This is a genomic window from Paludisphaera soli (assembly GCF_011064595.1).
Classification (GTDB): Bacteria; Planctomycetota; Planctomycetia; order Isosphaerales; family Isosphaeraceae; genus Paludisphaera; species Paludisphaera soli.
Genome location: NZ_JAALJI010000002.1, coordinates 105,087 through 124,001, shown reverse-complemented (window position 1 = coordinate 124,001; position 18,915 = coordinate 105,087). Strand labels below are relative to the sequence as shown.

Genomic DNA, 18,915 nt, shown 5'->3' with positions numbered 1-18,915 from the left:
GGTCAGATCGTCTCGGCCCAGGCGGGACGGCCGTTGGGGAAGGGGGCCTCGGCGGCCTCGCCGAGCGGCGGATAGTCGATCCGCTCGACGACCCGGTTCTTGGAGTCGAGGGCGACCACGCGGGGTTGGTGGGCGTCGGCCTCGGCGGCCTCGATCTGCGCGAAGGCCATGACGATCACCCGGTCGCCGACGGCGCCGAGCCGGGCCATCGCGCCGTTCAGCTCGATCGAGCCCGAGCCCCGGGTCCCGGGGAGGACGTAAGTCTCCGCGCGGTCGCCGGTGGCGACGTTGCTGACGAGGATCGCCTCGTACGGCAGCAGGCCCACGGCGTCCATCAGATCGGGGTCGATCGTCAGGCTGCCGTGGTAGTACAGGTCGCTCCGCGTGACCGTGGCGAGGTGGAGCTTGCTCCTGAGCACCTTGAGCTGCATGCGTGGTCGCCTCACTCCGTCAGCCGGGCGTTGTCGATCAGCCGGGTCTTGCCGAACCGGGCCGCCACCAGGGCGACGGCGGTCCGCCCCGGCTCGATCCGTCCGAGCTTTTCCAGGGAAAGGGCGTCGACGACCTCGGCGTAATCGAGGACCGCCGCCCCCTCGGATTCTATCGGGGAACGCAGGATCTGTCGAACCCGGTCCGCGTCCGACTCCCCGGCGGCGACGGCCGCGACGGCGGCCTCCAGGGCCCGCCGCAGGGCCAGCGAGCCCCGGCGCTGGTCGGGGTCCAGGTAGATGTTGCGGCTGCTCATCGCCAGGCCGTCGGGCTCGCGGACGATCGGGTGGACGACGATCTCGACCGGGACGTGCAGGTCCTCCACCATCCGGCGGAGCAGGGCTTGCTGCTGATAATCCTTCTGGCCGAAGACCGCCACGTCCGGCCGGACGATCTCGAAGAGGCCCAGCACGACGGTCGCCACGCCGCGGAAGTGGGTCGGCCGGATCACGCCTTCGAAGACGTGCGACAGCCCCGGGACCTCGACGAACGTGGCGTCCGGGACGCCCCGGGGGTACATCTCGTCGGCCGAGGGCTTGAAGACCAGGTCGACGCCGGCGGCCTCGCACATCCGGAGGTCGTCCTCCAGCACCCGGGGGTAGCGGTCGTAATCCTCGCCGGGGCCGAACTGGGCCGGGTTCACGAAGATCGAGACGGCCGCGTAGTCGGCCAGCCGCCGGCACTCCTCCACCAGGGCGAGGTGCCCGGCGTGCAGGGCCCCCATCGTCGGCACCAGGCCGATCCGACGGCCCTCGGCGCGGGCCTGCTCGACCGCCTGGCGCGCCGACGGGATCGTGGTCGCCACCTGCATCGGATCACCCCCCGGTCGGCCCGGCTCGATGTGGACACCTGGGATTGTTGAGGCACTCGTCGGCGATCTGGAGGTCGCCCAGGATCTCCCCGCCGAGGATCGTCTTCTCCACGATGCGGGGGACGTCGGCGGCCGTCACGTTCCCGTACCAGACGCCGAGCGGATAGACGACGACGACCGGCCCGTGCTCGCACTGATCGAGGCAGCCGGCGTGGTTGGCCCGCGCGAGCGGCCCGAGGCCCGCCTTCTTTAGCGCGACCTTGAAGGCGTCCTTGAGCGCCTGCCGGCCCTCGGGGTCGCAGCATCCCCGCTTGTGCCCGGGCTCGCGGACGTTGCCGCAGATGAACACGTGATGCGTGAAGACGGGCATGGCTCTCGGCGGCTCGCGGCGGGGGGCGGGACGTGGAGGAGGGCCCGACCCGGGGGCGCGACCTCGCGGACGTCAGGATAGCAGGTCCCGCCCCTTCTGTCATTCCCCGCCCCGGGCGGTATTGCCGGGCGGGGGCCGCCGCTCGATCGTAGAATCGGGTCGGCTTCGATATAGTATTCACGGTGAGCCGGTGGATGTAGCGCCGACGTCGTCCCCTCCCCAATCGCGCGGGGCTCCTCAGTGGCTTCGACCTTCGACGCGCAGGATCGCAACCCCGAGCCGGGACGCGACGGGATCCCGCCGGCCGGCCCCGGCCGCGCGGACGACGTCGACGAGCGGCTGATGCGGCTGCACCACCGGATGCTGCAGTCCGGCGGCCAGCCGTTCGCCACGCTCGCCATGGACCGCCGCATCGACTACGCCAACGACGCCTTCTGCGAGCTGGTCGGCTACTCCCGCGAGGAGTTGATCGGCATGCCGATCATGGACCTCACCGACCCGTCCTCGCGGGACGCCTCGGCCCGGTCCCACGAGGCGATCCTGGCGGCGGGGAGCCGCGCCACGGTGGTCAAGCGCTACCGCCACAAGGACGGGAGCCGGGTCCCCGTCGAGCTGCTCATCGACCTCGCCCGCGACGACGACGGCCGGGTCGTCGGCTTCTTCGCCTTCATCACCGAGATCAGCCAGCGGATCCAGGCCGAGGAGGCCCTCGTCGAGTCCGAGCGCCGGGTCCGCGCGATCTTCGACGGCATCCATGACGCGGTCTTCGTCCACGACCCAGGCGGCAAGATCCTGGACGCCAACCCGGCCGCCTCGCGGCTGCTGGGCTACAGCCTCGGCGAGCTGGTCGGGATGGACGTCGGCCGGATCGACGACGCCGACTTCGCCCAGGGCTTCCGCGACCGGCTCGACCTGGTGCTCAAGGACGGCCAGCTCACCTGCGAGGCGTCCTACCGGACCAAGTCCGGGCGGTCGATCCCGGTCGAGATCTCGTCGTCGACGATCCGGTTCGACGAGCAGGTGGCCGTCCTGGCGATCATCCGCGACGTCACCGAGCGGATCGCCCTGGAGCGGACCCGGCGGCGGTTCGTCGAGGTCCAGATGAAGTCGGCCCAGGCGCTCGAGGCCAAGAACCGCGAGCTGTCGCAGTCCGAGGAGCGCTACCGCCGGCTGACCGAGGGGAGCCTCGACGCGATCGTCGCCACCGACGGCGGCGGCCGGATCCTCCTGTTCAACCCCTCGGCCGAGGCCGTCTTCGGCTACGAGTCGCGCGCCGTCCTGGGCGAGCCTCTGGACCTCCTGATCCCGGCCCTGGGCCGGGATCAGGAGGCCGGCGAGGGGCCGGGGTTCGACCCCGCCTCGATCCTGAACCAGACCGTGGAGCTGGCCGGCCGCCGCCGCGACGGCACCGAGTTCCCGATCGAGATCTCGTTCGGCGCGGTCGAGGCCGACGGCCGGGTCGAGTACGTCGCCTCGATCCGCGACCAGACCGAGCGGCAGCGGATGCGCGCGATGCTGGCGCACACCGACAAGCTCGCCTCGATCGGCCTGCTGAGCGCCGGCGTCGCCCACGAGATCAACAACCCGCTCTCCTACGTCGCGAACAACCTGGCCGTGCTCCGCCGCGACGCCAAGGGGCTCCTGGAGCTGCTGGCCGCCGCCGAGGAGGCCGTCGCCGCCGTGGCCGACGTCCGCCCCGAGGCCCCGGCCCGGCTGGCGGAGATCTCCGAGGAGATCGACTGGCCCTACATCCGCCAGAACCTGGAGCCGATGATCGACCGCACGCTCGAGGGCGTCCGCCGGGTGGCCAACATCGTCCAGAAGATGCGCGGACTCGCCCGGACCTCGCGGCCGAAGTGGGAGCGGGCCTCGCTCGAGGAGCTGATCGACGGCGCCCTCGAGATGACCCGGGGTCGCCTGAAGCGCGACCGCATCGAGGTCGTCGTCCGCAACGAGGGGGTCGACTGCATCGACTGCGTCCCGTCGGACATCTCGCAGGTGCTGCTCAACCTCGTCATCAACGCCCTCCAGGCGGTCGAGGCGGCCGGGCGGCCGGAGGGGGGGCGGATCGAGATCACCGCCCGGATCGAGGGGGGCTGGGTCGAGATCGGCGTCCGCGACGACGGCGAGGGGATCGCCCCCGAGGACCTCGACCGCCTCTTCGACCCCTTCTTCACGACCAAGCCGGTGGGCGAGGGGACCGGCCTCGGCCTGGCGATCAGCCACGGCATCGTCGCCGGCCACGGCGGCCGCATCGAGGTCGAGTCGGACGCCCTTCGGGGCACCCTCTTCCGCGTCCTCCTCCCCAGGAATCCCCCCGCCCGGCCCGCCGGCGCTCCCTGAGCACGCCCGCCCGGCCCGAGGGCTTTCCGACCGGCCCCGAGATGGTAGACTGGGTGGGGGATCGGGATCCATCCGGGAGGCGAGGGACGGGCCATGTCCAAGAGCAAGCACTGTCTCCTGATCGTCGACGACGAGCCCAACGTGTGCGACTCCGTGCACGACCTGCTGCGTCGCGAGTTCCGCGTGCTCAAGGCGCACAGCGCCGACGAGGGCTACCGGCTGATGCAGGAGGAGGAGGTCCACATCGTGATGTCGGACCAGCGGATGCCCCAGATCACCGGGGTTGAGCTGCTCACGCGGCTCAAGGCCCGCTATCCGCAAGCGGTCCGGATGCTCTTCACCGGCTTCGCCGACCTGGAGTCGGTGATCGCGGCGATCAACCAGGGCCACGTCTTCCAGTTCATCCGCAAGCCCTGGCAGCCGGAGGAGTTGCTGGAGGCCGTCCGCCAGGCCGCCGCCGAGTACGACCGCCTGGAGCAATCGGCCCGCGAGCGCGACCTGCTCCTGAACGAGATCGACGGCCTCAAGGGGCGGGTCTCCTGCCTGGAATCGCTGGTGGACCGGCTGAAGGACCGCGACGTCCCCGCCGCCGGACCCCTCGGGGCCTGACCCCACTTTCCCGGCCGGGACGGATATCGGGGACTGCATTCGGACGGCGAACCTGTATGATGGACCAGGGAGGTCCCGGCGCGACCGTTCGGGGAGCCTCGGGGTGAAGTCGAGACGGGACGGGCCAGATCCCCACCCTCCGACCGCGGGCGGAGCGAAGCGGATGAAGCGGCGGCATACCCTCTTGATCGTCGACGACGAGGTGGACGTGCTGGAAAGCCTGCGGCACCAGTTCCACCGCGCCTATCGCGTGCTCACCGCCCCCAACGCCCGCGCCGCGCTCGAGCTGCTGAAGGAGAACGAGGTCCACCTCCTCCTCTCCGACCAGCGGATGCCCGGCATGTCCGGCGACGCCCTGCTGGCCGAGGCCCGGCGGATGCAGCCCGACGCCATCCGGATGCTCTTCACCGGCTACGCCGACATCCAGGCCGTGATCAACGCGGTCAACGAAGGCCACATCTTCCGCTACATCCTCAAGCCCTGGGACGCCGTCGAGCTCGAGGGGGTCATCGCCCAGGCCGCCGAGAAGTACGACCTCCTGGCCGAGCGCAAGGCCCTGATCTCCGAGCTGCAGGAGGCCAACGCGCGGCTCGTCGAGGCCAACGAGGACCTGGCCCGCGCCGACCGCCTCAAGACGGCCTTCATCGAGGTCGCCAGCCACGAGTTCAACACCCCGATCACCCTCGTCCTGGGGCTGGCCGAGCTGCTCCGGCTCTCGCCCGGCGCCCGCCCGGACGAGGAATCCGAGATCCTCCGCCAGATCACCGCCAGCGGCCGCCAGCTCGCCCGGCTGGTCACCAACATGCTGACGCTGCTCCGGGCCGAGGACTTCCGCCGCACCCTGGAACGACGCCCCGTCGACCTGGGGACCCTGATCCAGGGCGTCGTCGATCAGGTCCGCCCGTTCCTCCACGCCCGGGGCCTCCACCTGCGGCTGGAGGTCGCGCCCGACCTGGGCCCGTTCGAGATCGACGCGGACAAGGTGGCCGCGGCCCTCGTCAACCTCATGACGAACGCCATCAAGTTCACCCCCGACCGCGGCGACGTCGCGCTGACCGCCCGGCTCGACGGCCCGGACGAGACCGTCGTCGAGGTGGAGGACCGCGGCGTCGGCATCGACCCCGAGGCGTTCCGACACCTGTTCGAGCCCTTCTTCACCCAGCTCGACCCCAGCTGCCACTCGTCCGGCGAGTTCGGCTTCCAGAAGCGGGGCCTGGGGCTCGGCCTGAGCATCGCCAAGCAGTTCGTCGAGATGCACGGCGGATCGGTCGCGCCCGAACGGCTGGACGGGGGCGGCACCCGCATGACCGTCCGCCTGCCTCGCCGCGCCGAGTCCGCGGTCGTCGGCCCCGCCGTGGCCCCCGTCGCCGTCGGCCGCGACGGCGAGCCGCCGCCCCCTTGAGGCCCCGGACGCCCCCCCCGACCTCGGACCTCTCCCGGCCCGGCCCATCGTTTCGCGAGAACCCGATGCCCACAGCGCTCATCGTCGAAGACGAACCGGAAGCCAACAAGCTCTTGGGGATGCTGATCAAGCTTCGCGGCTACCGTTCGACCCCGGCCTTCACCGGCGGCGAGGCGATGGAACAGCTCGGACGCCAGGTCCCCGACGTCCTCTTCCTCGACCTGATGCTCCCGGACGTCGACGGCTACGAGGTCTGCCGCGCCGTGAAGTCCGCCAAGGCGACCTGCCTGGTGCCGCTCGTCATCGTCTCCGCCCGGGTCGCCCAGCGCAACCGGATCGACAGCTTCCGCGCCGGGGCCGACGAGTTCATCTCCAAGCCCTACGCCCCCGAGCGGATCTTCGAGGCTCTGGAGCGAGCCGAGGCCCTCCGCGAGCAGGCCTCACGCGAGCGGGTCAAGGGCGCGATCCGGTTCGACGAGCCCGCCGACGATTCGCCGCTCCGCGACCTGGCCAGGCTCCGCAGCCTGGTCCTCGGCCGAACCCCGCTCGACGAGCAGGCCGCCGGCCGGATCAACGCCCTCGTCGACCTGGCCGAGGAGCGGATCGCCCGCCGTGGGCGCGAGCACCCCGAGGGGGGGGCGGCCTCGCTCCACTTCGAGCTGGCGCCCGACCGCCTCACCCTCGAATTCCGCGACCGGATCGACTGGTTCGAAGGGCTCTCGGAGGCCGCCGACGACCCGTTCGCCGCCGGCCTCTCCACCTTCGACGAGGTCTCCGTGGACCGCGGCGGCCGGCGATTAACCCTCATGAAGTGCTGGGCGTGAGGGCGTCGATGGCCGTCGGATCCGGAGACGCGACGAGCGACGCGGCCGACCTCGCGGCGGCCTGCGCGCGGGCCTTCGGCCCCGACCGCGACGCCGGGGCCCTCGGCCGCCTCGCGCGTCGGCACCGCGAGGAGGCGAAGGCCGACCCCGAATGGATCCACCCCTCCTGGCTGGCCCGGGCGATCCAGGACGAGTCGCCGGCCGTCCGGGCGGCCGTCGCGACGCACGGCCCGCCGGGCGTGGGCCGGGCCTTGCGGGCCGCCGGGGGATTCGCCGCCCCGGACCGTCCTCCCCATCCCGAGGTCCTGGCCTGGGTGCTCTCGCTCTGGGCCGAACGCCTCGTGGGGGGCTCCCCACGCGACGACCACCCGCCGGTCGTCGCCGCCCTGGCCGGCGCGTCGCCGCTCGAAGCCTTCCGGCTCTGGTCGGCCGTGGGACGGGCCAAGCAGGCACTCGCGCGCGAGGGCGGCGGGCCGTCCTGGGTGCGTGAGGCCCTGGGTACGCCCTCGGACGCGGTGCGAGCCTGGGCGCTCCGGGACGTGGAGGCGGTCGAGTCCTCCGGGCTCTCCGGACGCCGGGGCTCCGCGCTGCTGGGCCTGTTCACAGCCCTCCGGCTCCTGCCCGAGTGCGAGCCGTTCGACATGCGATGGGCGCTTCAACGCCTGCCGTACCCGGCCGTCCGGCGGGCCCGGGCCGTCGCGCCGAGGTCGGCTCGCGAGGCCCCGACCCTCGCCCGGGTCGAGGCCCTGATCCTCAAAGCCGCCTGGAACGAGCTTTTCCGCCGGGGTCGGATCGCCGCGCCCCACCCGGCGGTGGGCGGGGGGGGGCGATGAGCGTGGACCCCTCCGACGTCTGGGACGGCCTCCCCCGGCTTTCCGCCCGGACCCTGGACCTGGAGCGACGCGCGCAGGCCTGGCGCGAGGGCGAGGCGGCCCGCGCGGCCTTCGCCTGGCTCGGGGCGTCCGGCGGGCTGGACGACGTCGCCTTCGATCGCCCGGAGGTCGAGGCGCGAGCTTCGGCGCTCGGCAGGCCGGGGCTCGTGGCGCAGCTCCGATGGCCCCGGCTCCGCACCCGGCTGGCGATCGGCGTCGAGGTGCCGATCGTCCACGCCGTCGTCGACCGGCTCCTGGGCTTCGACCGCCCTTTCGCCGACGGCCGGCTCCAGACCACGCCCGTCGAGTGGGGCGTCTGGACGTATCTCGTCGCCCGCGCCGTGGAGGAGATCGCCGCCGCCGGGGCGAGCCCCTTCCGATTCGGCGGCGCGGCCGAGGCCGACGCCCCCGACCTCTCCATCGACCGCGTGGGCCCGAGCCCGTTCGACGTCGAGGGGCTGGGCGAGGTCGTCACGATCCGCTGGGCGGTCCGCGTCGGAGGCGTGGCCGGCGCGATCCGGCTCTGGCTCCCGGCCTCGCTGGCCTCGTACTGGGCCGACTCGCCGCCGCCCCCGGACTCCCGGCCGCCGTTCCCGCCGGCGGCCGTCGACTTCGGCTCCGACTGGCGGGCGGTCGTCGGCGCCTCGCCCATGCCGCTGGGCCTGCGGAAGCTGCGCGTCGGCGCCGTGCTGCCGCTGTCCGGTTCGCGCCTGGGGGGGACCCCCGACGACCTCGCCGGGGCGCTCGACCTGTCCTGCCGGGCGGCGGGCGCGGGGCCGGAGTATCGCATCCTCGTCGAGCCCGCGCCCGGCTCGTCGGGCCGACGGGTCCGCGTCGCGGGCCCCCTCCTCCAGCAACGACCGAGCCGCCAGGGAGACGCCGCCATGAGCCCCGATTCCCCCCGATCGTCGAGCCCCGGCCCGAGCCCGGTCGCCGACCCACTCGACGTCCCCGTGACCCTGACGGTCGAACTCGGCCGCGTGAGCCTGCCGGTCAGCCGGCTCGCCGACCTCAAGCCGGGCGACGTGCTGGAACTCAACCGCCACAGCCGCGAGCCGGTCGAGATCACCTCGAACGGCCGCCTCGTCGCCCGCGGCGACCTCGTCCTCATCGACGCCGAGCTGGGCGTCCGGGTGACCAGCGTCTTCCTCTGATCGGATCGACCCGCCCGGGTCAGGTCAGATCAGATCGGATAGACGACCTGGATCAGGGCCTGGAGCCCCAGCGTCTGGATACCCGCCAGGATCACCGTGGCGAACAGCGCGCGGGGCCCGCCGCCGAGTCGGGTCAGGCCGACGCCGAGGGCCGTGAACAGAGGCGGCAGGAAGAGCATCCAGAGCCGCGCGACCTCGCCCATGTTGCGGCCCGTCAGGTTCACAGCGACGAGCACGCCGAGCGTGCACCAGGCCGCGCGGGGGACGTAGCGGCGGTCGGCGGCCGCGCCGATCGCGCACCAGACGACCGCCGGCAGCCCGGCGGCCACGGCCAGCTCGATCGGGTTCGCCACCAGCCACGCGAAGTACGACCGCGGATATTCCAGGTAGAACCGCGCGTGGTGCCGCAGGTTCCATCGCCAGACGGCGAGCGGGTCGGCCCCGGTCGCCAGCCAGCCGGACGCGACCACCGCGACGAAGCCGACGCCGATCCAGGCGACGACCTCGATCCGCCTCGCCGCCGAGATCGAGCGCGTCGCCAGGACGACGAGCGCGACGATCAGGCCGACGGGCAGGAAGGCCAGCGTGAACATCATGCCGAACGCCATCGTCGCGCCCGAGGCGATCGCCAGCCCCGCCGACGCCCAGGTCCCGAGCCCCGTCGTCCCTCGCAGTCGGGACGCCCAGGCGGCCGTCGCCATCGCCGTCGCCGAGAGCAGGGGGTACGCCGCGTCGGCCCCGGGCTGGAACAGGTTCGCCGCCGGGGCCAGCGGCCAGAGCGCCGCCGAGGCCCAGGCGAGCTGCGGCGGCAGCGACTCCCGCGCCAACAGGTAGAGCGGGGCGACGGTCCCGGCGCAGGCCAGCAGGGTGATCAGGCTCGCCAGATAGATCGCCGCCCGGTCGGCCCTCGGCAGGGGCTTGCGGTCGATCGCCTCGAGCTGGCGGAAGGCCACGGTCACCGAGGGGGGCATCGCGGCGTTGAGGAAGTCGGCCGCCGCGCGCCGACGCTCCATCGTCGAGATCAACGCGCAGTGCATGGCGATCAGGCCCGGCGGGTGGGTGCCGATGTGCAGCGCGTCCTGGCCCTCGATCCAGCGCGGATAGTCGGCCAGGAACTTCCAGGGGTCGGCCGCCGCCTGCTCCTTGGCGACCTGGTAGTAGCCGGTCGACGCGTGGAAGTAGTGGACGTAAGCCCATTTGGTCAGGTCGTATTCGTCGGCCGCACCCATGGGGATCAGGACCTGGAGGGCCACGGCCGAGGCGACCAGCCCGGCCACCCAGCTCGTCTCGCGCAGGCCGATCCGCGAGGGGACGCCCAGCGCGCGATAGCCGAGCGCCGCGTAGCCCGCGTAGGCCGCGACCCCCGCGGCGGCCAGCAGCATCCCCAGCACCGGCGGCGCGGCCTTCACGCGCAGCCATTCCCACTCGCCGGGCACGCCCAGCGGGACCTTCCCCGAGTAAACGACCGCGATCAATCCCGCGACGAGGAACGCGGAGGCCGCCAGCGCCGGTCCGATCTTCCGTTTCATGCCGACGATCTTAGCGGCCGGCGAGGCGTCCGGCGAGGGGCCTTTTCCCCGCCGCGTCCGGCGTCTCCCGGTTGCCCCAGCGTCCCGTCCGTGGTTTGATCGGGGGACGGCGTCCGCGACCCGGCGGCGAGTCCCCGCGCGCCGACGGCCCGCCAGACCTCCCCCGCCTCGCCGAGACGCGGCGAGCGGCCCCGATCCGCCCCCTCCGATCCATCGAGGAAGATTCATGCACGTGCCCGACGTCCCCGCCGCGGAAGCCCCGGCCGGCGCCCCCTGGTGGCGCGACCTCGACCGCTACCAGTGGTTCGTCTTCCTCGTCGCAACGCTCGGCTGGCTGTTCGACACGATGGATCAGCAGCTCTTCAACCTGGCGCGGAACCCCGCCGTGACCGAGCTGATCGGGGCCACGCCGGGCGACCCGGCCTCCGCCGGCCAGGTCGACTACTACTCCGGGCTCACCACCAGCATCTTCATGATCGGCTGGGCCACGGGCGGCATCTTCTTCGGCATCCTCGGCGACAAGATCGGCCGGGCGAAGACCATGATGCTCACGATCCTCTCGTACTCGGCCTTCACCGGCCTGAGCGCGCTTTCCGTGGGGGTCTGGGACTTCGCCGCCTATCGCTTCCTGACCGGCCTGGGGGTCGGCGGCCAGTTCGCCGTCGGTGTGGCCCTTGTGGCCGAGGTCATGTCCGACCGCACCCGGCCGCACGCCCTGGGCTGGCTCCAGGCCCTCTCCGCCGTGGGGAACATGATGGCCGGCCTGATCGGGATCGGCCTCGGCAGGATGCAGGAGGCCGAGATCGTCGAGAGCGCCTGGCGGACCATGTTCCTCGTCGGCCTGCTCCCGGCCCTGCTGGCCATCCCCATCTTCCTCAAGCTCAAGGAGCCCGAGCGCTGGAAGGCCGCCGTCCGCGAGGAGGAGGCCGAGGAGACCGCCGGCGGCCCCGAGTCGGCTCGCAAGCTGGGCTCGATCTCCGAGCTGTTCACAGACCCTCGGTGGCGGCGGAACACGATCGTCGGCATGATCCTGGCGTTCTCGGGCGTCGTCGGCCTCTGGGGCATCGGCGTCTTCAACGCCGACCTGACCCGGACGGTCCTCCGCAAGCATTACGCGGACAGCGGCCTGACGCCCAAGGAGATCGGCGGCAAGCTGACGTTCTGGGCGAGCATGGCCCTGGTCATGTTCAACGCCGGCGCCTTCTTCGGCATCCAGGGGTTCGCCAAGCTCACCCAGCGGATCGGCCGCCGGCCGGCGTTCGCGATCGCGTTCGTCCTGGCCGGGCTGTCGACCGCGACGTATTTCTGGCTCCTCGACGAGTTCTGGCACATCTTCGTCTTCGGCCCGATCATGGGCTTCTGCCAGCTCTCGCTGTTCGGCGGCTACGCGATCTACTTCCCCGAGCTGTTCCCGACCCGCCTGCGCAGCACGGGGATCTCGTTCTGCTACAACGTCGGCCGGTTCGTGGCGGCGTCGGGCCCGCTGGCCCTGGGGTTCCTGACGAAGTCGGTCTACGCCGACTACCCCGAGCCGATGCGTTACGCCGGCATCACGATGTGCGCCGTGTTCCTGCTGGGGCTGATGGTCCTGCCCTTCGCCCCCGAGACCAAGGGCCAGCCGCTGCCGGAGTGATCCGCGACGCGCGCCTTGCCGGGGGCGCCCGCCCGCCCGACAATGGATGCGGGAGCCCCGTCGCCGAGCCGCGCCGGGTCCTCGCCAAGAAGGCGGCCCCGCCGGCGAATACACGACCGACGAACGGGCGGGCCCGACTCGGGCGCGACGCCCGGGGCCGCCCCAACCCCGGAAGGTAAGCCCTCCCCATGGAAACGTTCTCCTTCGAAGACGGGATGCGCGGGCGTCCTCGCCGCGGCGGCCCCCCCAGCGACGCCTGGCGGCGATACGTCCCGTTCATCCCCTGGGTGCTCGGGGCCCTGATCGCCGTCTTCCTGATCTCGGACTTCAGCTACACCGTCGAGCCCCACGAGCAGGCCGTGGTCCTCCGGTTCGGCGCCTACAAGGCGACCACCATGCCGGGCCTGCACTTCAAGCTGCCGATCGCCGACCAGGTGATGAAGGTCAGCGTCGAGGAGCACGGCCTCTCGCTCCCGTTCAGCCCCGTCGGCCAGTCCGGCCCGAACCGCCTCGACGCCAACGGCCTGCGGGCCCGCCAGGCCCAGGCCGACCCCGACGACGACGAGACCCTGATGCTCACCGGCGACCTCAACACGGCCTCCGTCGAGTGGACCGTGCAGTGGCGCGTCACCGAGCCTTCGAGCTACCTCTTCCGGTTCCCCGGCGGCGAGGACGACCAGTCCGCCCAGGAGCTGCTCACCTACGTCGCCCGGACCGTCATGAACCGCCTCGTCGGCGACTACTCGTTCGACGAGATGATCGGCCCCAAGCGCGGCGACATCGCCCTGCAGGCCCGCGAGGACTCGCAGCGGATCCTCGACGCATACGACTGCGGCATCACCGTGACCGCCCTCCAGATGCAGCGGGTGATCCCGCCCGACCGCGTGAAGCCCTCGTTCGACCGCGTCAACGCCTCGATCCAGCTCAAGCAGAAGGCGGAGAACGAGGCCGAATCGACCCGCAACAAGCTCATCCCCGAGGCCCGCGCCAACAGCGACAAGCTCATCCGCGAGGCCGAAGGCTACGCCTCCCGCACCAAGGCCGAGGCCCAGGGCGAGATCGAGGCCCTCCTCGCCCGCTTCCACGCCTACGAGCGCGCCCCGGACGTCACCCGCCAGCGGCTCTACATCGAGGCGATGCAGGGCCTGTTCGAGTCGGTCAAGGACAAGACCATCATCGACGCCGACCTCAACCGCGCCCTGCCGATCCTGAACCTCAACGAGAAGGGGGAGGTCGCCAAATGACGCCCCGCCAACGCCTCGCCCTCACCCTCGGGATCGCCCTGATCTTCGTCGCCCTGGCCGCCCGCAGCGTCTGCTACGTCGTCACCGAGCGCGAGCTGGCCGTCCTGCTCCAGTTCGGCGAGCCGGTCGCCAGCCGGACCAAGCCCGGCCTCTACTTCAAGCTCCCGCTCGTCCAGGAGGTCCTCCGCCTGCCGAAGACCCTCCAGATCTGGCACGGCGACCGTCAGGCCAAGCTCGTCGACGTCCCCACGTCCGACGGCAAGAAGATCGAGGTCACCCTCTGGGCCGTCTGGCGGATCACCGACCCCGCGCAGTTCGTCCGGACCCTCCGAACCCTGGAGAACGGCGAGTCCCGCGTCCAGGCCTTCGTCCGCAGCACGGCGCGGGACACGATCACCACCCACAACCTCGCCGAGCTGATCCGCAGCACCGACCGCAAGATGACCTACACCCTGGGCCTCCCCCCCGAAGTCGTCGCCGCCGCGTCCCGCGACGCGAAGGAGAAGGCCGAGGCCGCCGGCAAGCCCGCGCCCGCCGACGCCGACGACCTGGAAGTCCCCGGATTCCTCGTCCCCCCCGAGGCGCGCGAGCCCGTCGCCCTCGGCCGGCTCAAGATCATGGAGCAGATCAAGGAGACCGCCCGCCGCGCCCTCGCGGCCGACGGCGGCTCCGAGGGAGAATCCCAGGGGCGCGGCATCGAGCTGGTCGACGTCGGCATCTCCCGCCTCGAATTCGTCCCCCAGGTTCGCGAGGCCGCCTTCGACCGCGCCATCTCCCTGATGGAAGCCATCGCCGCCAAGGCGATCGCCGAGGGCGAGCAGCGCAAGAAGGAGATCATCAACAAGACCGAGGCCGAGGTCCAGAAGATCGAAGGCCAGGGCAAGCAGGAGGCCAACGTAATCCGCGGCAAGGTCGACGCCGAGGTCATCGACGACTACGCCAAGGCCATCCGCGAGTCCGGCGACTTCTACAACTTCAGCCGCACCCTCGAAGCCTACAAGACGGCCTTCACGGGGAACACCCGACTCATCCTCACCACCGACGGCGAGCTGCTGAAGATGATCAAGGCCCTCGAACCGGCCAAGACCCCCAAGGCCGACTCCCCCTCCGTCACCGCCGCCGAGGCCCCGGCCAAGCCCTGACGGACTCGGCTCGCCATCCATGCCGCGGGACGCCCCGACTCGGAAGGGGCGTCCCGCGTCCTTTCGAAGCCTTCGCGTCGACACGCCTCGCCTGGGTGCCAAGGGCTCCCCGCACCCGTGGATCGGCGTCCGGCCGCTCCCGAGCCTTGGCCGAGGTCCCGGGCCGGTCCACGGGTTCTCCGAACCGGTGCCACCCGCCGCTCTTCCATCTCGTATCGGTGGAGTTGGGCGAGGGAGTCCCTTCCCATCTCGGAGGAGTCATGCAGTGACCGAAGACCTGGATCCCGCCGACCGCGTGGTCTCGATCTACCGGCGCCATGCGGCGGCCTTCGACCGAGATCGGGGCCGGGGGCTTGTCGAGCGTCCGTGGCTTGACCGCTTCCTCGACCGACTGCCGGGGGCGGCCGTGCTCGACCTCGGCTGCGGCGGCGGCGAGCCGATCGCGCGATACCTGATCGAACGGGGATGCCGAGTCACGGGCGTCGATGCCTCGCTGCCGCTCGTCGACCTCGGCCGCACGCGGTTCCCCGAACACGAGTGGATCGTCCAGGACATGCGGGGGCTAGACCTGGGGCGACGGTTCGACGGCGTCCTCGCCTGGAACAGCTTCTTCCACCTCTCCTGGGACGACCAGCGGGCGATGTTCGAAGTCTTCGCGGCCCATGCCGGGCCGGGGGCGCCGTTGCTGTTCACGACCGGGCCGGCGCACGGGACGGCGATCGGCTCGTTCGAAGGCGAGCCGCTCCACCACGCCAGCCTCGATCCGGACGAATACCGCGAACTGCTCGCCTCCCATGGCTTTGAAGTCGTCGAACACGCGATCGAAGACCAGGAATGCGGCGGGGCGACGGTGTGGCTGGCCCGGCGAAGCTGACCCCTCGCCGGCCCTGATCATTTCGCTGGAACGTGGTCGACCCGGACACGAGTTCGTCGCCAGCATCGTTGCCAGGCTCAATATCCGCGCGACTGCCGCAATCGTCGTCGGTCACCTCAGCCGTCCCAACTCGGACTCAAGTTTGTGGAGCTTTAGGTAAAATGGGTTGATTGAGTGATTTGCTCCGCTAAGGTTGATCCAGGTGGCGTATTCGCCAGGATCCCCCTGTCTTCGAGTGAGCTTATCCGATGATGGCGGCGACGGTGAGTCTTTACGTGGTGCTGGCGGCCTCGGTGGGGACGATCCATGCGGGCCATGCCAGCCGACAGGTCGAGTGCTCGGACTGCGGCGCGGACTTCGCGGCGGTCGAGGAGCAGGTCGTGAAACTGCGGACCGCCCCGCACTGGATCGCCCGGCGTAAGGCGGCTCGCGCGCTCCGGAGTTACGACTGGAAGCAGCACCCCGACGCCGTCGAGGCGTTGTCGGAGGCCGTGCGGCGTGACCGCCAGTGCCTGGTCCGCCAGGAGGCGGCCGAGTCGCTCGGCAAGATGAAGCCCTGCCTGCCGGTCGCCCACGAGGCCCTGTCCTGCGCCGCGAAGGGGGATTCCAGCTTGATCGCCCGGCTCGCGGCCAAGAAGGCGCTCAAGTCGGTCGGCAAGGGGTGCGTCGAGCCCTGCGACGTGTGCGGGCCCGAGATGGACGGCGACGTGGAGTTCCTGCCCACGATCCATCGGGAGTTGGGGACGCCGATCGAGCCGACCTTCCCCGAACTGGTGCCCGACGCGCCGGGGAGCCTTCTGGAACCGCTCGCGCCGACGTCGACCGTGGTCCCCGTCCCGGTCCCGCCGGCCCCCTCACCGTTCCTGCCCGTTCCCGAGTCCCCGATCCCCGCGCGGCCCCCGGTGGGCCTGCCTCGGTCGCACCCCGAGGACGCCCTGCCGCTGTCGCCGCCGGAGGTCCCGATCGACCGCTACAATCCGAACCCGGCCGAGCCCCCGCCGGTGCCGCTGGGCCGCGAAGCCTTCCCGCCCCGGGCCGAATGGCCCCGGTAGTGGCTTCTCGGCCACATCCGTCTCGAACTCGGCGAACGGATGCACAGTATAAGATGGCTTCTTCGACGCACCGGCGACCCTCCGAGGTCGCCGGTGCGTTTTGCCTTCCAGGGATCCGGCGTCGGAAACACACACGAAACGCGCCGAACGAACCCAATTTTCGGACGGTTTGTAAAGCTTTCCCGATTCTGGTTTTAGGGAGGAAATGGGTCCGATTTTCGGCCGACGAACGAACCCAATCGAAGCCAGTCCCGGATGGCCTGGCTTCAGGCTTCGAGGAGGTAGCGGCGGATGAGGTCGGGGAGCTGCGCGGTGAACTTGCTCCGGGGCATGACCTCGCGGCAGCCGGCCTCTCGGGCGGCGGCGAGGGCGTCGACGTCGACGTGGGAGCCGAAGGCGATGAAGGGGGTCTCGGGACCGGCCTCGGCCTGGAGCCGGGTCAGGGTCTCGGGCGAGACGAGAGGTCCGGCGGCGAGGTCCACGAAGACCGCCCGGGGGCGGTGCTCGGCGATCAGGGTGGAGGCCAGCTCGACGTTGCCGGCGACCTGCACCTTGCAGCCCAGCTCGCGGGCGGTCCCGGTGATCTTGACCGTGAACATCAGGTCGCGGCTGAGGAGGACTCCTGCGACGGCCTCGGGGGGCGTCGCGGGCGGGGTCGGGTCGGTGCTCATGACGTCTCTCGGGGAGGGGTCACTTGGCGGGGACGTCGGCGAAGGTTTCGTCGATCCAGGCGGGGGTCAGGGTCGACAGGCCGTCGATCACGGCGTCGGCCCCGGAGCGGGTCAACTCGTCGGCCGGGTAGGTCTGGGTGATGCCCACGGCCTTCATGCCGGCCCCCTTGGCGGACTGGATCCCGGCCAGGCTGTCCTCGATCACCAGGCAGTCGGCCGCCTCCAGCTCCAGGCCCGGGAACATCGCGCGAAGGCCGTCGAGGGCCTGGACGTAGCCGGCCGGGTCGGGCTTGCAGCGCTCGGCTTCCTCGGCGGAGACGATGAACGCCACCCGGTCGCGCACGTTCAGGCGCTCCAGGGAGAAGAGGATCTCGGCCCGGAGCGCGCCCGAGTTGATCGCCACGGGGTAGCGGTCGGCCAGGCGTGCGATCGTCCCGGCGGCGTCGGGGAAGAACTTCAGCCCCTGCTCGGCGACCTCGAAGTACCGCTTCCCCTTGCGGGCGATCATGTCGGCGATCCGGGCGTCGTCGTACGACTGGCCGGCGTCTTCCAGGACGTGCTCGAAGCAGCCGGCGTCGTCGTAGCCGAGGTAGCGGTCGTGGTAGTCCTGGTAGGTGATGACCACCCCTTCCTGCTCCAGGACCTCGCGGAACAGGTCGAAATGGACCGACTCATCGTCCACGAGGACGCCGTTGAAATCGAAGATCACTGCGGAAATCATGGGGTCTCGTCACCAGGGGATGCGGGGGCGGCGTCGGGGCGAGGCCGAGCCGGGGGGGCGGACGACCGATCGGCGTTGGCGAGGGGGGCTAGATGGCCTCCGGCCCGCGCTCGCCGGTGCGGATGCGGATGCAGTCGTCGAGCGGGAGGATGAAGATCTTGCCGTCGCCGATCTTGCCGTCGGGGCCGCTGCGGCCGGCTTCGAGGATGGCGCTGACGGTGGGCTCGACGAAGTCCTCGTTGACGGCGATCTGGAGCTCGATCTTGCGGAGCAGGTTCACCGTGACCTCGTGGCCGCGATAGACCTCGGTGTAGCCCTTCTGCCGGCCGAAGCCCTGGACGTCCATGATGGTCAGCCGGAAGACCTCGACCTTGGAGAGGGCCTCCTTCACGGCTTCGAGCTTCGTGGGCTGGATGATCGCGATGATGAGCTTCATGGAGGTCCCGGCTCGCGGTTGAGGAGGTCGGCGCGCAGGCTCGACGCCGCGACTCCCCGGGGGGAGGCGGCGTCGCGGCGCTTCGCGCCCGCGGGCCTCGATTTTCGATCAGGGCCGCACCCGGCGTCAACCGGGGCTCGGTCGAAAACCGCGCGGCCGGCGATCAGTCGAGGTCGTGCTCATGGCCGTGGGCGTGGCCGTGATCGTGGCCGGAGGCGAGCGGGGGCCGGTCGATGGACGGCGGGTAGTCCCGCTTGGTCTCCGTCCAGGTGCATCCGGTCAGCCCGGACGCGAGCAAGAGGCATGCGAGCCCGAGGGCGGCCTTCCTGGCCATGGGTCGGTTCCTTCCTGGGTCAGGGGAGCTGGGGCAGGGGGGCGTCCCCGGACGTGGGCGCGAACGGGGCCGCGCCGGACTGCGACGGGGGGGGAGGCGGGCTGACGCCCTCGGACGGGCTGTTCTCCGACGCTTCGCCCGCCGTGTCGTCCCCGGAGGGGGGGGCGGGAGTCGTGTTGGATTCCCGCGTGGCCGTCGGCGAGGGGAGCGAGGTCGTCCCGAACTGGCCGTGGTGGGAGTCGCCGCCCAGCGGCGGGCCGGTGTACGACCCGGGGATCGCCGCGTATCGGCCCGGGACCGGGAAGTCGTCGCATTCGTCGCAGAACGTCGCGCAGCCGATCCCGGACGAAACCAGCGCGACGGCCGCCACCGCGTCACGAAGCCTGAACATGACGAATCCCTTCT

General features: G+C 71.5%; 20 protein-coding genes. 11 read left to right on the top strand and 9 right to left on the bottom strand.

Annotated features, from left to right (window positions below; genetic code table 11):
• Window positions 1-2: 2 nt before the first annotated feature.
• Genes panD through G6O68_RS03410 form a run of 3 tightly spaced genes read right to left on the bottom strand, consistent with a single transcriptional unit; the run spans window position 3 to window position 1,670 of the window.
• Window positions 3-431, bottom strand: coding sequence for an aspartate 1-decarboxylase (gene panD, locus G6O68_RS03420; RefSeq protein WP_165244842.1), 429 nt, complete (start codon window positions 429-431; stop codon window positions 3-5).
• 11 nt (window positions 432-442) lie between these two features.
• Window positions 443-1,300, bottom strand: coding sequence for a pantoate--beta-alanine ligase (gene panC / locus G6O68_RS03415; protein ID WP_165244840.1), 858 nt, complete (start codon window positions 1,298-1,300; stop codon window positions 443-445).
• A gap of 4 nt (window positions 1,301-1,304) precedes the next feature.
• Window positions 1,305-1,670: a (2Fe-2S) ferredoxin domain-containing protein gene (locus tag G6O68_RS03410; protein WP_165244838.1), complete on the bottom strand. Its 366-nt coding sequence runs from the start codon at window positions 1,668-1,670 to the stop codon at window positions 1,305-1,307.
• Window positions 1,671-1,910: 240 nt separating this feature from the next.
• Here G6O68_RS03410 and G6O68_RS03405 point away from each other — a divergent pair, with 240 nt between their 5' ends.
• The 6 genes from G6O68_RS03405 (at window position 1,911) to G6O68_RS03380 (ending at window position 8,874) form a co-directional block, all read left to right on the top strand.
• A complete protein-coding gene (locus G6O68_RS03405) occupies window positions 1,911-4,013 on the top strand; it encodes a PAS domain-containing sensor histidine kinase (RefSeq protein WP_165244836.1) in 2,103 nt (700 codons plus the stop codon).
• A gap of 93 nt (window positions 4,014-4,106) precedes the next feature.
• The gene (locus tag G6O68_RS03400) at window positions 4,107-4,622 is read left to right on the top strand and encodes a response regulator (RefSeq protein WP_165244834.1); all 516 of its coding nucleotides are present in this window, start codon (window positions 4,107-4,109) and stop codon (window positions 4,620-4,622) included.
• A gap of 163 nt (window positions 4,623-4,785) precedes the next feature.
• Window positions 4,786-6,024, top strand: a complete 1,239-nt coding sequence (locus G6O68_RS03395) for a hybrid sensor histidine kinase/response regulator (RefSeq protein WP_165244832.1) — start codon at window positions 4,786-4,788, stop codon at window positions 6,022-6,024.
• A 65-nt stretch (window positions 6,025-6,089) separates the two neighbouring features.
• The gene (locus tag G6O68_RS03390; RefSeq protein WP_165244830.1) at window positions 6,090-6,848 is read left to right on the top strand and encodes a response regulator transcription factor; all 759 of its coding nucleotides are present in this window, start codon (window positions 6,090-6,092) and stop codon (window positions 6,846-6,848) included.
• Window positions 6,849-6,856: 8 nt separating this feature from the next.
• The gene (locus tag G6O68_RS03385; protein WP_165244828.1) at window positions 6,857-7,681 is read left to right on the top strand and encodes a hypothetical protein; all 825 of its coding nucleotides are present in this window, start codon (window positions 6,857-6,859) and stop codon (window positions 7,679-7,681) included.
• Complete coding sequence (locus G6O68_RS03380; RefSeq protein ID WP_165244826.1) at window positions 7,678-8,874, top strand: FliM/FliN family flagellar motor switch protein; 1,197 nt, start codon at window positions 7,678-7,680, stop codon at window positions 8,872-8,874. The genes G6O68_RS03385 and G6O68_RS03380 overlap by 4 nt, the downstream gene beginning before the upstream one ends.
• 29 nt (window positions 8,875-8,903) lie before the next feature.
• Here G6O68_RS03380 and G6O68_RS03375 read toward each other — a convergent pair whose 3' ends face one another.
• On the bottom strand, window positions 8,904-10,403 hold the full coding sequence (locus G6O68_RS03375) for a hypothetical protein (RefSeq protein ID WP_165244824.1): 1,500 nt from the start codon (window positions 10,401-10,403) through the stop codon (window positions 8,904-8,906).
• 226 nt (window positions 10,404-10,629) lie between these two features.
• Between G6O68_RS03375 and G6O68_RS03370 the strand changes: the two genes are divergently transcribed.
• The 5 genes from G6O68_RS03370 (at window position 10,630) to G6O68_RS03350 (ending at window position 16,348) form a co-directional block, all read left to right on the top strand.
• Window positions 10,630-12,036: an MFS transporter gene (locus tag G6O68_RS03370; protein WP_165244822.1), complete on the top strand. Its 1,407-nt coding sequence runs from the start codon at window positions 10,630-10,632 to the stop codon at window positions 12,034-12,036.
• A 188-nt stretch (window positions 12,037-12,224) separates the two neighbouring features.
• Window positions 12,225-13,280 carry an FtsH protease activity modulator HflK gene (gene hflK, locus G6O68_RS03365; RefSeq protein WP_165244820.1) on the top strand — a complete coding sequence of 352 codons (1,056 nt, stop codon included), beginning with the start codon at window positions 12,225-12,227 and terminating at the stop codon, window positions 13,278-13,280.
• On the top strand, window positions 13,277-14,422 hold the full coding sequence (hflC, locus tag G6O68_RS03360) for a protease modulator HflC (RefSeq protein WP_165244818.1): 1,146 nt from the start codon (window positions 13,277-13,279) through the stop codon (window positions 14,420-14,422). Before hflK ends, hflC begins: the two co-directional genes overlap by 4 nt.
• A gap of 265 nt (window positions 14,423-14,687) precedes the next feature.
• Complete coding sequence (locus tag G6O68_RS03355) at window positions 14,688-15,296, top strand: class I SAM-dependent DNA methyltransferase (RefSeq protein ID WP_240911024.1); 609 nt, start codon at window positions 14,688-14,690, stop codon at window positions 15,294-15,296.
• Window positions 15,297-15,544: 248 nt separating this feature from the next.
• On the top strand, window positions 15,545-16,348 hold the full coding sequence (locus G6O68_RS03350; protein WP_165244814.1) for a HEAT repeat domain-containing protein: 804 nt from the start codon (window positions 15,545-15,547) through the stop codon (window positions 16,346-16,348).
• Window positions 16,349-16,614: 266 nt separating this feature from the next.
• Here the strand turns inward: G6O68_RS03350 and G6O68_RS03345 are convergent, their stop codons facing one another.
• The 5 genes from G6O68_RS03345 to G6O68_RS03325 form a co-directional block, all read right to left on the bottom strand.
• Entirely contained in the window at window positions 16,615-17,019 is a 405-nt protein-coding gene (locus tag G6O68_RS03345) for a response regulator (RefSeq protein WP_165244812.1), read from the bottom strand.
• Window positions 17,020-17,038: 19 nt separating this feature from the next.
• Window positions 17,039-17,740 (bottom strand): HAD family hydrolase, encoded by a 702-nt coding sequence (locus G6O68_RS03340; protein ID WP_165244810.1) that lies wholly within the window; start codon window positions 17,738-17,740, stop codon window positions 17,039-17,041.
• Between the two features lie 88 nt (window positions 17,741-17,828).
• Window positions 17,829-18,176 carry a P-II family nitrogen regulator gene (locus G6O68_RS03335; RefSeq protein ID WP_165071046.1) on the bottom strand — a complete coding sequence of 116 codons (348 nt, stop codon included), beginning with the start codon at window positions 18,174-18,176 and terminating at the stop codon, window positions 17,829-17,831.
• 163 nt (window positions 18,177-18,339) lie between these two features.
• Entirely contained in the window at window positions 18,340-18,510 is a 171-nt protein-coding gene (locus G6O68_RS03330; protein ID WP_165244808.1) for a hypothetical protein, read from the bottom strand.
• Between the two features lie 19 nt (window positions 18,511-18,529).
• Window positions 18,530-18,901, bottom strand: a complete 372-nt coding sequence (locus G6O68_RS03325; RefSeq protein WP_165244806.1) for a hypothetical protein — start codon at window positions 18,899-18,901, stop codon at window positions 18,530-18,532.
• Between the last annotated feature and the right edge of the window lie 14 nt (window positions 18,902-18,915).

What these genes read in the sequence shown, in the direction of transcription:
- G6O68_RS03375 (WP_165244824.1), bottom strand. Translation starts at nt 10,403, where the DNA reads ATGAAACGGAAGATCGGACCGGCGCTGGCGGCCTCCGCGTTCCTCGTC.
- G6O68_RS03350 (WP_165244814.1), top strand. Translation starts at nt 15,545, where the DNA reads ATGATGGCGGCGACGGTGAGTCTTTACGTGGTGCTGGCGGCCTCGGTG.
- G6O68_RS03395 (WP_165244832.1), top strand. Translation starts at nt 4,786, where the DNA reads ATGAAGCGGCGGCATACCCTCTTGATCGTCGACGACGAGGTGGACGTG.
- G6O68_RS03410 (WP_165244838.1), bottom strand. Translation starts at nt 1,670, where the DNA reads ATGCCCGTCTTCACGCATCACGTGTTCATCTGCGGCAACGTCCGCGAG.
- G6O68_RS03390 (WP_165244830.1), top strand. Translation starts at nt 6,090, where the DNA reads ATGCCCACAGCGCTCATCGTCGAAGACGAACCGGAAGCCAACAAGCTC.
- hflK (WP_165244820.1), top strand. Translation starts at nt 12,225, where the DNA reads ATGGAAACGTTCTCCTTCGAAGACGGGATGCGCGGGCGTCCTCGCCGC.
- panC (WP_165244840.1), bottom strand. Translation starts at nt 1,300, where the DNA reads ATGCAGGTGGCGACCACGATCCCGTCGGCGCGCCAGGCGGTCGAGCAG.
- G6O68_RS03330 (WP_165244808.1), bottom strand. Translation starts at nt 18,510, where the DNA reads ATGGCCAGGAAGGCCGCCCTCGGGCTCGCATGCCTCTTGCTCGCGTCC.
- panD (WP_165244842.1), bottom strand. Translation starts at nt 431, where the DNA reads ATGCAGCTCAAGGTGCTCAGGAGCAAGCTCCACCTCGCCACGGTCACG.
- G6O68_RS03335 (WP_165071046.1), bottom strand. Translation starts at nt 18,176, where the DNA reads ATGAAGCTCATCATCGCGATCATCCAGCCCACGAAGCTCGAAGCCGTG.
- G6O68_RS03380 (WP_165244826.1), top strand. Translation starts at nt 7,678, where the DNA reads ATGAGCGTGGACCCCTCCGACGTCTGGGACGGCCTCCCCCGGCTTTCC.
- G6O68_RS03345 (WP_165244812.1), bottom strand. Translation starts at nt 17,019, where the DNA reads ATGAGCACCGACCCGACCCCGCCCGCGACGCCCCCCGAGGCCGTCGCA.
- G6O68_RS03385 (WP_165244828.1), top strand. Translation starts at nt 6,857, where the DNA reads ATGGCCGTCGGATCCGGAGACGCGACGAGCGACGCGGCCGACCTCGCG.
- G6O68_RS03400 (WP_165244834.1), top strand. Translation starts at nt 4,107, where the DNA reads ATGTCCAAGAGCAAGCACTGTCTCCTGATCGTCGACGACGAGCCCAAC.
- G6O68_RS03340 (WP_165244810.1), bottom strand. Translation starts at nt 17,740, where the DNA reads ATGATTTCCGCAGTGATCTTCGATTTCAACGGCGTCCTCGTGGACGAT.
- G6O68_RS03370 (WP_165244822.1), top strand. Translation starts at nt 10,630, where the DNA reads ATGCACGTGCCCGACGTCCCCGCCGCGGAAGCCCCGGCCGGCGCCCCC.
- hflC (WP_165244818.1), top strand. Translation starts at nt 13,277, where the DNA reads ATGACGCCCCGCCAACGCCTCGCCCTCACCCTCGGGATCGCCCTGATC.
- G6O68_RS03325 (WP_165244806.1), bottom strand. Translation starts at nt 18,901, where the DNA reads ATGTTCAGGCTTCGTGACGCGGTGGCGGCCGTCGCGCTGGTTTCGTCC.